The 11,436-nt window shown below is 60.7% G+C and carries 9 protein-coding genes and 6 pseudogenes; 8 read left to right on the forward strand and 7 right to left on the reverse strand.

From position 1 onward, the window contains the following. Positions 1–302: 302 nt before the first annotated feature. Positions 303–578 (reverse strand): hypothetical protein, encoded by a 276-nt coding sequence (locus tag P9273_RS31800; protein WP_063169403.1) that lies wholly within the window; start codon positions 576–578, stop codon positions 303–305. A gap of 697 nt (positions 579–1,275) precedes the next feature. On the opposite strand from P9273_RS31800, the gene P9273_RS31805 reads away from it, so the two are divergent. After that, on the forward strand, positions 1,276–1,692 hold the full coding sequence (locus P9273_RS31805) for a hypothetical protein (protein WP_063169404.1): 417 nt from the start codon (positions 1,276–1,278) through the stop codon (positions 1,690–1,692). 238 nt (positions 1,693–1,930) lie between these two features. Here P9273_RS31805 and P9273_RS32315 read toward each other — a convergent pair whose 3' ends face one another. Genes P9273_RS32315 through P9273_RS31825 form a run of 3 tightly spaced genes read right to left on the reverse strand, consistent with a single transcriptional unit; the run spans position 1,931 to position 2,962 of the window. Then, entirely contained in the window at positions 1,931–2,422 is a 492-nt protein-coding gene (locus P9273_RS32315) for a c-type cytochrome (RefSeq protein WP_244514239.1), read from the reverse strand. Positions 2,423–2,463: 41 nt separating this feature from the next. Beyond that, positions 2,464–2,697: a hypothetical protein gene (locus P9273_RS31820; RefSeq protein ID WP_127312611.1), complete on the reverse strand. Its 234-nt coding sequence runs from the start codon at positions 2,695–2,697 to the stop codon at positions 2,464–2,466. Positions 2,698–2,737: 40 nt separating this feature from the next. Further along, a complete protein-coding gene (locus P9273_RS31825) occupies positions 2,738–2,962 on the reverse strand; it encodes a DUF411 domain-containing protein (RefSeq protein ID WP_372958899.1) in 225 nt (74 codons plus the stop codon). Positions 2,963–3,787: 825 nt separating this feature from the next. Here P9273_RS31825 and P9273_RS31830 point away from each other — a divergent pair. The 4 genes and pseudogenes from P9273_RS31830 to P9273_RS31845 all read left to right on the forward strand — a co-directional run. Then, positions 3,788–3,992 (forward strand): annotated as a pseudogene (locus tag P9273_RS31830) (isopenicillin N synthase family oxygenase); the annotation flags it as partial. An 8-nt stretch (positions 3,993–4,000) separates the two neighbouring features. Beyond that, positions 4,001–4,270: pseudogene (locus P9273_RS31835) on the forward strand (pyridoxal-phosphate dependent enzyme); the annotation flags it as partial. A gap of 290 nt (positions 4,271–4,560) precedes the next feature. Beyond that, positions 4,561–4,712, forward strand: a pseudogene (locus tag P9273_RS31840) (TlpA family protein disulfide reductase); the annotation flags it as partial. A gap of 41 nt (positions 4,713–4,753) precedes the next feature. After that, on the forward strand, positions 4,754–6,208 hold the full coding sequence (locus tag P9273_RS31845; protein WP_063169408.1) for a glutamate synthase subunit beta: 1,455 nt from the start codon (positions 4,754–4,756) through the stop codon (positions 6,206–6,208). A 69-nt stretch (positions 6,209–6,277) separates the two neighbouring features. Here P9273_RS31845 and P9273_RS31850 read toward each other — a convergent pair. The 3 genes and pseudogenes from P9273_RS31850 to P9273_RS31860 all read right to left on the reverse strand — a co-directional run. Continuing rightward, positions 6,278–6,472 (reverse strand): annotated as a pseudogene (locus tag P9273_RS31850) (DUF459 domain-containing protein); the annotation flags it as partial. 1,143 nt (positions 6,473–7,615) lie between these two features. Further along, positions 7,616–7,836 (reverse strand): annotated as a pseudogene (locus P9273_RS32500) (helix-turn-helix domain-containing protein); the annotation flags it as partial. A gap of 188 nt (positions 7,837–8,024) precedes the next feature. After that, on the reverse strand, positions 8,025–8,324 hold the full coding sequence (locus P9273_RS31860) for a hypothetical protein (protein WP_224571022.1): 300 nt from the start codon (positions 8,322–8,324) through the stop codon (positions 8,025–8,027). Between the two features lie 3 nt (positions 8,325–8,327). Between P9273_RS31860 and P9273_RS31865 the strand changes: the two genes are divergently transcribed. From P9273_RS31865 to P9273_RS31875, 3 genes and pseudogenes are all read left to right on the forward strand, one after another. Next, positions 8,328–8,570 (forward strand): hypothetical protein, encoded by a 243-nt coding sequence (locus tag P9273_RS31865; RefSeq protein ID WP_224571023.1) that lies wholly within the window; start codon positions 8,328–8,330, stop codon positions 8,568–8,570. Between the two features lie 1,053 nt (positions 8,571–9,623). Continuing rightward, positions 9,624–9,845 (forward strand): annotated as a pseudogene (locus P9273_RS31870) (insulinase family protein); the annotation flags it as partial. A gap of 57 nt (positions 9,846–9,902) precedes the next feature. Further along, positions 9,903–10,961 carry a class I SAM-dependent methyltransferase gene (locus P9273_RS31875; protein ID WP_024504268.1) on the forward strand — a complete coding sequence of 353 codons (1,059 nt, stop codon included), beginning with the start codon at positions 9,903–9,905 and terminating at the stop codon, positions 10,959–10,961. Positions 10,962–11,436 lie beyond the last annotated feature (475 nt).

The raw sequence follows: 11,436 nt of genomic DNA on the forward strand, positions 1-11,436 counted from the left end.
TCGACGCACTCCGGACAAGTAACCTCATGGGCGCGGCATGCAGGATTAACCGAGCCCAGCCGGTCATGAGTGCGGCCTTGCCGGGTCGGGCGATAGGCAGTCATGCCCTGCCCTTCCTGCGGGTCAAGCACTCCGAAAAAACATTTCCCCCATAAATGCTAGATCTTCCGTTGCCTTTTCGCGTCACAGGCCGTCAAACGCCCGGCCGTTCACAACAGTGATCCGGCAAGTGTTTGGCTGCGCGAGACGATGCTGCAGGGAGTCGTCCTGCATGGCACTTCGCTATGATGCTGCGGTGCCGTCTAACGGCGCCTCGTGCTTGAACGCACTGAACGGCCACCGCGATCAAAATCGATGGTTCGAGGACCGTTGATCATCACCCCGCCAGCCTCGATCTTGTTTGCCGCCACGAGAGCGACACAGAGACTGCTGGTGAAGATGCCCGCCTGCCCGCTATGTTCCGGATGGTTGACCATCCCGGATGGACCCATCGAGGGTGTCAAGGCGAGCATGAGCACAGGCGCGAACAGTTCACGGGCAGGCGCGACGGTGGCCGCAAAGCAACGTCGCGCCAGCATGCGATCTCAGCAGGATCGGCACCATCCTGTCAGGGAGCAATGCGAGTGGCTGGCTTAGCCGCTGCGACGCTGCCCGGCATCGCGTTCAATTGATCTGGCGCCTTAAATGCAGGAAGGCTTCGCGGCCGGTACGAGGCGCATCCCTCCTCCGAAGCAGCACGCCCAAGTATCATCACAAGCCCCGAGCGCCCGCGTTCGGCGATGTCCAATTTCCGACAATGTCGGAATACAGTCAGATCTGCTGGATTGACTTTAAATGGTTTTCTCATTTGGCACAGCGCATGCTGGTTATCCGGAAACACGTGACCGACCAACAAGAAGTCGCATGACACAACCGAAGCCATCCATGTCTGACGGGCTGCCCAGGATACCTACTGCGACCGCGCTTGCCCGGTGACGACCGCTCCGGCTCCGCCCGTTACCGACGAGGCAAAGTGACGGATTTCCTGCGTTTCAACGACATGGAGGTGGTTGTCATTCCCGCTGGGGGACAGACTCGGCCTGTTCAAGGCATTGCGCGAAGGCGGCAAGATGACGGCCACCCGTGCGCGAACTCAAGGAGCGCAGCCTGTATCGTGTATCAGGCAAATAGGCCGTCGGTCAGTGACCTTGACACAGGGGACATGCGCAAGGTCCTGAAGTTTGATGCAGCGATAGAAGGGTGCCAATGACAACAATAGCTTACAGGAACGGAACCATGGCTGGCGACGGCCGAGCCTTGGGTTTTGACTCAGTATCCGTCGGTGAGAAAACGAAGGTGTTTCGCTTATGCGACGGCACACTCATCGGCGTTTCCTCTTCGTCCTTGGGTATTCCAAAGGCCGTTCGAGACTGGGTTGAGAAGGGCATGGATGTTTCTGATATTCCTGTGCCGCGCAACGACGACAATTTTGAATTTGAGGCGCTGATAGTGCGCAAAAATGGGGAAGCCGTATTGTTGGACGGCAATTGGCTGCCAAGTGATCCCGTGAAAGGTGAATATTATGCCATCGGGAGCGGCAAGCAGTATGCTTTGGCCGCGCTGGTTTTGGGCAAGTCAGCTAAGGAAAGCGTCGAAGTTGCCGCGAAACTCGACGTTTGGACTGGTGGCACAGTCACTGCCATAACTCACTAAACCCGCCTTTCGGCGGGAGTGTGACAGTGCGAGCGTGGAAGTAGGGCGCCACCCCGGGGCACGTCGAGCCCTGTCATGTGAGCTGGTCCATAAGCGCGCGAAAGCGTCCAGTTGTGGCCAAAAGCACGATTTGCGACAGAACCGGCCCGCTTCTATGAGTATGGGCCGCTTTTTGCGGCCAGCGTGCTTGCCATCCTGCCGCCAGTGGCCGTCGCCTTCTTCTTCCAAGGTTACCTCGTCATGAAGTAGAGCACCACGATCTTGTCGGAGAGATCGGAAGGCGGACGGCCCTTCCGTCCGCGTCGGCCAGTTCGAAAGGCGGCGCGGCCTGCTCGTCGATCGCCTGGAAGAACCTCTCCGCGCTGTCCCTCATCTTGTCGAGATCGGCGCCCGGATGGTGGGCCAGCGCGGAGGTCCCGAGGATCAGCGCCAGAAATTGAATCGCAAGCGACGGTTTCGCTTTCATGGACAATGCATTCCGGTTGGGGGCGTTCGAGGGCTCCGCGGCTAGGATTGGTCTCACTGTGTCTGCTCCCGCTCCCGGCGGCTCATCTGCCTGATAGGCGCGTTCCCGCTCGGGCCATGTGCTTTTGATGAAGGCCAGAACGGCCCGGATCTCCTCGTCGGTGAGGACATTCCCGAAGCCCGGCATGTCGCTCTGGTAGCCGCCGCCGACGACCGCGGCCGGTCCCGGCGCCGGCATGCGTCCCGAAGGCAGCGGGCTTTCCAATCGCGCTGACCTTCGCCTGGCTAAAACCGTCTTGCCTAGCGCTATCGCCGCGGCCGGGGCGCGGCCATCCGGTTGGCGAGCCAAGGCAATGTCCAGACCAATCCGAGGCCTGCCGCGGCCACGCATCGATAAGAGGACCGACGCCCTTCTCCTTTGCCGCCGCTGGAGAACAGGTATTTGATCAGCGCGGCCGTCCCGAGGACGAGCACGACGACGACAAGCAGCCACACCAGGCCCGTGCCGAACATCATCATGCCGCTCATGCATTCCATCATCGAAGCCTCCTATTCCGTGGCGTAGATGCCGCCGGTCGCGTCAGACTTTCGGATTTCGAGAATCTCGAAGGGCGCTTCCTTCGTGCCACTCATGCCGGGGGAGCCCATCGGCATGCCGGGCAGCGTCATGCCCTTTGATGTCGGGCCGCTCGGTCAAGAGCTTGTTGACCGTGCCGACCGGCACATGGCCGCTCACCACATAGCCGTCGATGAACGAGAGAAGGCAGCCATCGGCTTCCGGCGGAATGCCCTCTTCGCGGCTCATGGCGAAAAGGTCGTGAGTCGGCCTTGACGGTGATTCCTGGAAGGCCGATTCCAAGGCGAGCTGGCTTGAAGGCCGCGGTCCGGATGGTCGACTAGGCAGCTTGGTTCCACGATCGCAATGCTTGATCGCTTCATTGCAGGCCATGGGCTCTCGCCCCCTCCTTTTGCCACACGAGGCGCCAGCTCACGTGTTGTTGTTGGCGTGCGCCCCGGCAACCGCTTTCACCAGCCGCTCCAGCGATCCCGCGCGCTCCAGCTCCGCAAAGAATGATGCGGCGTGACGCTACCCAGCCGGTGCTTCTCGGCCTTCCAATTAAACTGTCTCGACGAAAGAGCCGTCTCCGTTGCTCCGGTCTCGGTGTTGAGTTCTCTAAGGCTGCGCCACACCTTGGTCCCCACGCCGGCAAATGATCTCACTATGCAGCCCGTGCTCGCACGCTCTCAAACTAATTACCGCTGCTGCAACACGCCGCCTGGCGGCCTGCACCGAAAAGCCGACAGGGGTGCATCTGAATAGCCGTGAACCCAGGTCTCAAAGACCATCCGGCGCGACGAGCGGACGCACCGCACGTGTGACACCCGCCTTGTGGGGCAGGGTTGCCTTTCTCAATCCCGGCGTTGGTCGGCGTCCCAATGAGCAGCAAGCTATTATCGGCCGCCGAATCTTAGTGGCTTCGTCGAGAGCCTCAATCAACCAAGCGGCGAAAGCCCCGCTAGAGTCTCCGCCCGCCTGTCGCTATGAAGCAGTTGCAGCCAGCGCTGCTTCAGGCGCATGAACTCGCCCGATGCAATGATTTCCGTCGCCCTGGGTCTTTCGAAGGGCACTGTTTCTATTCCCTTCTTCTTCGGCGCGCGGCTTGATGCCGACATACGGTTTCTTGACCTGCCGCCTGAACTGGCTGCCGAAGCGGGTGCCCCGCCAGCGACCCCGACAATCCCCTGTTCCGCAACTGCTGAAGAGCCGACTGCGCTCGCATCCCGATATTGCGCAACGGCACTATGCCGACATTCTGGAGACCGCAGCCGCATGAGCCTCGAGATGTTCCGCCGACCGTCGACAAAGGCGTCCTCTCGCCTGCGTCCGCCATTTGTCAGTGCTCGATCTGATTGGGGAGACGCCGGTCGTCGAACTGAAGAGATTCGATACCGGCAGGTGTCGTCGCTTCGTCAAGATCGAAAGCCAGAATCCCGGCGGATCGATCAAGGATCGCATTGCGTTGTCGATGATCGTTAATGCCGAACAGCGTGGCACGCGCGGGGCGGTACAATCATCGAAGCGACCGCTGGCAACACAGGGCTCGGCCTGGCCATCTGGCGGCACGAAGCGCGTGATCGCGTGTCCAAAAGCTGACAGCGTCAGACAAATGTCAGGTTCATTACAACCAACATCTGGGCACTGACGAGGTTTTTCGAAGCAATGGGCGCTAACTGCGCGCTGAGCGCGTTGGCATGGCTTTTGAGACTGAGTGACTGTGACTGCACTCAATGGGGCAAGACGAGCGATGCGCTCCTCCCTGAACCCGTGTGCCGTCTCTGAGAGGAAACCAGCTCGTGCAGAAACCTTTGGAAATAGCTTTGGACCGCAACGTGGTATTGCAGATGGAGTCCCCGGCTCCTTCGATTAGAGTCGAGAACTGGCTGCATGGCGAGCCCCTCACGAGCTTTGAGCCCGGCAAGTGTACATAGTCGAATTTTGGGCAACTTGGTGCGGCCCATGTGTGGACGGGATGCCCCATCTGATCCAGCTGCAGGGCGTCGCCAGGCGCACCATCTGGACAGCAGGAACTGGACTATGGGCAAGGTAACAGGCTTTCTCGAAATCGACCGGCAGGTGCACAAGTACCAGCCGGCCTCCGACCGCATCCGGCATTTCCGCGAATTCACGCTGCCGATGTCCGACAAAGAGGTCGAGAAACAGGCCGCGCGCTGCATGGATTGCGGCATTCCGTTCTGCCATGGGCCGACGGGCTGCCCGATCCACAACCAGATCCCGGACTGGAACGACCTCGTCTACAATGGCGACTGGGACAATGCGATCCGCAACCTGCATTCGACCAACAATTTCCCGGAGTTCACCGGCCGCATCTGCCCCGCACCTTGCGAGGAAGCCTGCACGCTGAACCTCGAGGACATCCCCGTCGCCATCAAGACGGTCGAGCAGGCGATCGCCGACAAGGCTTACGAGACCGGCCATATCAGGCCCTATCCGCCGGAGAAGAAGACCGGCAAGCGCGTCGCCGTCATCGGCTCCGGCCCGGCCGGCATGTCGGCTGCCCAGCAGCTCGGCCGCGCCGGCCACGACGTCCATGTCTATGAGCGCGAGAGCCGGCCCGGCGGGTTGATGCGTTACGGCATTCCCGACTTCAAGATCGAGAAGCACTATATCGACCGGCGCATCGAGCAGATGCAGGGCGAGGGCGTCACCTTCCATTGCGGCGTCAATGTCGGCGTCGACAAGCCGGTTGCCGAGCTGCTCGCCGAACATGACGCCGTGCTTTATTGCGGCGGTTCCGAAACGCCGCGCGCGGCCGGCATTCCCGGCGACGATCTCGGCGGCGTGCATGACGCGATGCCCTATCTGGTGCAGCAGAACAGGCGTGTCGGCGGCGAACCGATCCAGTCGGTGGCGTGGCCGTCGCATCCGATCCTCGCCGGCGGCCAGCATGTCGTCGTCGTCGGCGGCGGCGACACTGCCTCCGACTGCGTCGGCACCGCCTTCCGCCAGGGCGCGGTGCGCGTCACCCAGCTCGACATCCGGCCGCAGCCGCCGGAAAAGGAAGACAAGCTGTCGGTCTGGCCATACTGGGCGACCAAGATGCGCACGTCATCCTCGCAGGCCGAAGGCGCCGAGCGCGAATTCCAGGTGGCGACGCTTGAATTCATCGGCGAAAACGGCCAGCTGACCGGGGTCAAATGCTGCGAAGTCGACGAAAAGCGCAAGCCGATCGCCGGCACCGAATTCGTCATCCGCGCCGATCTCGCGTTCATCGCCATCGGCTTTGCCGGGCCAGCCGCTCGCGGGCCGGTGTCGGAACTGGCCGGCCAGATGAAGATCGCCATTGACAGCCGCCGCTCGAAGAATGTCGAGGCCAATGACCGGGACTACAGGACCAGCGTCGAAAAGCTCTATGCGGCGGGCGACGTGCGGCGCGGCCAGTCGCTGGTCGTCTGGGCGATCCGCGAGGGCCGCCAGGCGGCGCGCGCCATCGATGAGGCGCTGATGGGATCGAGCGTGCTGCCGCGCTGAGTCCGTCTCGAGACCCTACTTGTGCGGCCACCTGAAGGCGCTTTCCGCCCTTCCGCTGCCCCGGGCAGCTTACGGACTGATCGCCGTGGTCGTTTCGGTTGTGGCCCCGGCCGCAGGCTGCCGCCTTGGCGGCCAAGAAAAATCGTCGGCGCGGCCGGGCGCAGCAGCGGGCGCCTTGCCCTCGACGACGAATTTTTCACCGGGCCCGTCCGGCTTGGCCGGCGCTGCGGCACCGAGAAGTTCCGAACCGCCGTCGAGTGCCGGTGATTGCGAGTCGGCGTCGGTAGCCGGGTCGGCGGCCTCAGTCTTTTCCTTCGAGGGTGGACTACGTTACTGGCCAGTACCGGCAACGCATCGAAGGAACTTTACAATCATAAAGGTACGTCACTGGTCTCGCGGCTCACCTATGACGATCTAGACGCGCATTCGAGTCCACAATCCGACTGGCATTTTCGTAAAGGCCTCCTCGGTGCGGGCGGCATCAGGGAGGATTTTCTCATGACGAGGACTTCTTACGGAAATGGGGGGCTACTCAAACACATTCAGTGATCAGCGCGGGGGCGGCGTCAGCTATTTCACCGCCGATCTTGGATATAATTTCTTGAACTCACCGCGCTACCGCATCGGTGCTTTTGTTGGCAACAATTTCTGGCACGAGAGCTACGATGCTTTCGGTTGCACGCAGCAGGCGACCAACTGGGGAACCTGTGTGCCAACCGTCCCACCTACGTCAACCTCTCAGCCAGGACAACGATTGGCATTCGCTGCGACTCGGCTTGGCCGGGCAGACGCAACTCACCGAGCGACTCAGCCTTTCTGGTGACGTGGCGTTCCTCTTCACGCGGCTCGACGGCAAAGAGCAGCACCACATGCGCCCAAGATCAAGCTAATTCCCGAAGACGGCGATGGGCATGGCGTCCAGCTCGAGGCGGTGTTGCGGCCGTGGCGAATAACGGCACCGCTCATTTCGAAGAGGCAATGGGCGGTCGTGGTTCCCCGCAGGCCGACGATTGGAAGGCAAAGCGCTACGGCGTTTTCGTGCAGGCTAGCATCAAGTTCAACTGAGAGAGCAAGAACCGAGGAGAGCGGCGATGCCACTCCAGCTCATTACGATCATTGGATCAACAGAAGGAAGTTTTCCGAAGAGTTTTGCAAGCGTGCGCAAAGTCGCCAGACAAAGTTCTCTCGGTCCATAGTGTACGTGCCGTCACGCCCGTTCTCGACATGGTTGAATGATACGTCCCGCGCGATCGATCAAAGTCGTTTTTCATTGGTTTTCCGGAAATCGCGGGGAGCACAGCGTGCTGTGACCCTCGCCTGCTGGTTTTCTGTCAACGCGCAGATGAGGGAGAATGAGCGTACAGCAAAAATCATCAGTGCTGTCGCTTTCGCCAAAGCCCGCCGCAGCTAAACGGGGTCCCACGCCCGGTAGCGCCCCCTGCCGGTCACCTCACGGATGCCGAGTTCGGCACCAGCCCGAGCGCAGCGCGCTGGCTAATTTTCAGCTCGGCCGCGACCAGACCTGCCGACACCAGCGGCCGCGCCAGCACCAGCTCGATCAGCGCCGGCAGGCTCGAGTTTTTGCGCCGGTTCCTGAGCCGGCGCTCCATCTGGCTTTTGGCCAGCGCCTGGATGATTGCAAGGCTGAAACAGTCGATGGAACGCCCCTCCAGCGAAGCCGAACCGGACGAGGCGCGCGCGCCAGGTCCTTCGGCTGCCATCGGCACGCTGGGTTTAAGTGCTTGGGGTGACACGGCGTGATCTCCGCCGTTGGCGGGAACAGGGCAGTGCAATAGTACTGCCCTGTTCCTTTTGATCAGAGGCCAGTGCGGATTTCTTCGGCAAGCGCCCTCAACGTCGTCTCGACGTCATCGCCGTTTACCATCTTCTGCATCGCCACGGCCCATGCGTTCATGGCTTCGCCGAAGCCGACACGCGGTGTGAAAGCCAGCGCGGCTTGGTCCTGTATCTTTTTGAAGCTGTCAACGAAGTTGTTGAACTCGGGCTGCGAAGCGTACTTAGTCCAGGTGTCGTCTGCCAGGTCGACGTGCGCGGCGGATTGACGAGCTGGCCAGCAAGGGCACCCTTGAGCGCCACCTGCTTGGAGGTGGCCCACGGGATGAACAGCCAGGCCGTGCCCTTCTTTTCGGAAGCCGCGTTCATGGCGAGAGCCCAGATCCAGATGTCAGACTCCAAGCTCGTGGCGCTCGGTGCGTGCAGCGGCGGAGCGAAGGCGATCTTGCCGGATGCCGGCTTCCCCGCAACATCGTTCCAGAAGCCGAACATATTTGAGTCGATCGTCATCGCGCTGCGGCCGGACGCGAAGGAAGGAGCCGCGCACTTCTTGATCATGTCCACGTAATGTAGTCGTATCCAGCATCGGTAAGCTTCCAATCGCTCAGGTATTTGTCCAGCGGCTCCAGGGCGCCACTCGGAGCGAGGTCCTACGCGGGCTGAATGCCAGTGCCGAACACATCCCATGCTGGCGACTTCGTCGTCAGTTGGATCGTCATCTTGTTCCAGTAAGAATCGTCTGGGTAGAGTTCCGGCGTGACCTTGATGCCGGGTCAGCTTCTCGAACTCCGGAAATTGCGCAGCGAGAGCATCCGCATAGGGGTGGATGTCGTAGGCCCAAGTTATGCTGGTCCCTTCGAATTGACGCCAGTTCACGGTGTCGGCAGCGGCCGAATTAGTGAGCGATGCCGAGACGGCAAAAAACGCCAAGTCAAAAGCAAGCTGTTTGCGAAGCGACGCGCACCTGTAACGAGTACGGGGAATGAGCGACCCATGTAATCCTCCCTGGGGCATTTTGCCAATTTTTGGGTCCACTCCTCCATCCCGAGTTCGCTCATAGCCACAATAAGCGGTTTCCAACGAGCTCGCTCTGAATGCACCAGGCCAACTGGGTAAAAACGGGTAACCGGCACTAAAAGGCGTTGTAGTATCGCCACCAGAAATACTGCTCCGTGGTGCTGGCCTTTGCCTGGGGGCGCAACACGGCAACTACCCGCTCAAAACGGTTGGTCCTCTACCTCTTATTCACCGTCGCTTTCCTCGCGGCCTAACCCGGCCGGAATATCCGTTGCCAGAAAAAGGCCTCGCGGCCGGTTCGAGGCTCATCCCTCCTCCGAAGCAGCACGCTCAAGTATCGTCACAAGCCCCGAGCGCTTCGCGTTCGGCGATGTCCAAATTCCGACAATGTCGGATACAGTCAGATCTACTGGATTGCGTTTGAATGGTTTTCTCATTTGGCACAGTACATGCGGGTCATCCGCAAAACACGTGACCGACCAACAAGAGTTCGCATGATCACCTTACCACAACATACAGCCGCCGCGGAACAATCACTTGGCCCCTGATCGCCCACCCCGGCACCACAACCGGAGTCATCGATGTTCTGACAGGCTGCCCAAGGATACCTGCTGCAACAGGGCTTGCCCTGGTGACGACCACTCCGGCTCCGCCGGTTACCGACGAGGGCAAAGTGACGGATTTCCTGCTTTTCAACGGCATGGAGGTGGCTGTCATTCCCGACCACCGCGCCGGTCGTCACCCATATGGTCTGGTGCAGGATCGGCAGCGCGGAATGAGCCGCCGGGGATATCTGCATGTCTTCGAGCATCTGATGCTCAAGGCGCCTCATGACGAGCACGGCTCCGTCGCCTGGAGAGATTGAACCCAAAGGGAGATTCAGATGTCTGAAGCGAATCAGGAAAAGTTGGACGCATTCTTGGGGAAAATGGTCGGCGATCTCGGTGCGATCGCAACGGGCGCGGGAGTCCTGCTGGGGGACAGACTCGGCCTGTTCAAGGCATTGCGCGAAGGCGGCAAGATGACGGCCGCCGAACTTTCGACACGCACCGGCACCCAGGAACGCCTCGTAAGGGAATGGCTTTCCGGGCAGGCGGCGGCGGGTTACGTCGACTACGATGAAGCGAGCGACAAATTCTATCTCAACGCCGAGCAAGAGCTGGTGTTCGCTGATGAAGACAGCCCGGCCTTCATGGCAGGCGCATTCGAGTTCCTGTCCGCGCTGTGGCTCGATGAAGAAAAGGTGAGGCAGGCATTCCAGTCCGGCAAGGGCGTCGGGTGGCACGATCATAGCGCGTGTCTGTTTCGCGGTACGGAACGGTTCTTCCGTCCAGGCTACAATGCCAATCTGATCGACTCCTGGCTGCCGGCCTTGGAGGGCGTCGTCGAGAAGCTCGAACGCGGCGTGGACGTCGCGGATGTTGGATGCGGTCATGGTGCATCGACCGTGCTCATGGCACAGGCCTTCCCCAATTCGCGCTTCGTCGGCTTCGACTATCATGCCCCTTCGATTGAGCGCGCCCGCAAGGCGGCCGAGGTAGCCGGCGTCGGCGTTAACACGCGGTTCGACGTGGCGGCCGCCAAGAGCTATCCCGGAACCTATGACCTCGTCACATTCTTCGATTGCCTTCACGACATGGGCGACCCGACGGGCGCCGCCACCCATGTCCACGGATCGCTCAAGCCGGACGGCACGTGGATGATCGTCGAGCCGTTCGCGCATGATCATCTGGCGGCGAACCTCAATCCCGTCGGCCGCGTTTACTATGCCGCTTCCACTTTCGTGTGCACGCCCGCATCCGTGTCGCAGGAAGTCGGGCTCGCGCTTGGAGCCCAGGCCGGTGAGGCGAGGCTGCGCAAGGTTGTGACCGGCGGCGGCTTCAAGCGATTGCGTCGCGCCGCGGAGACACCGTTCAACATGGTGCTGGAGGCCCGCCCTTAGCGTGGCCGTCGCCAGAAATTGCAGCTCATCGCATTTGATGAAGATCACCGCCAAAAATCCGGACGCATCGGGCACATTTTCAAGGCGTCTGGGTTCACGCAGAGGTCGCTGCCGAGTTGTGTGCCAAGAGTCCCATACGTTGCGGCTCAGAAAGGACCCCACGCACGGCGACGAACATGCCCATAGCGATGGCCGCTATAATCACATATGTCCACCATGGCGCGTTCACAAAGCTGGTAAGCCACGTCGCACCGAACGCGCTTACGACAAAAACGAGAGCCTCGATAAAAAGACTGAGCCTGTACACATTCAGTCGTCTCATCCTCATACCACCCATCCAAAGACTGAGCTTGTTGCGCTACTGCGACAGAGCCTAACATATTGGAGAGTGCTCACTAGTCGACCGTGAACAATCCGAGCCCTAAGCGGCGACCGGCTTCGGCCGGATTTGAAGCAGGGCAATCAAGAGCGACAA

The sequence above is a fragment of the Mesorhizobium sp. WSM4935 genome, assembly GCF_029625735.1.
GTDB lineage: Bacteria > Pseudomonadota > Alphaproteobacteria > Rhizobiales > Rhizobiaceae > Mesorhizobium.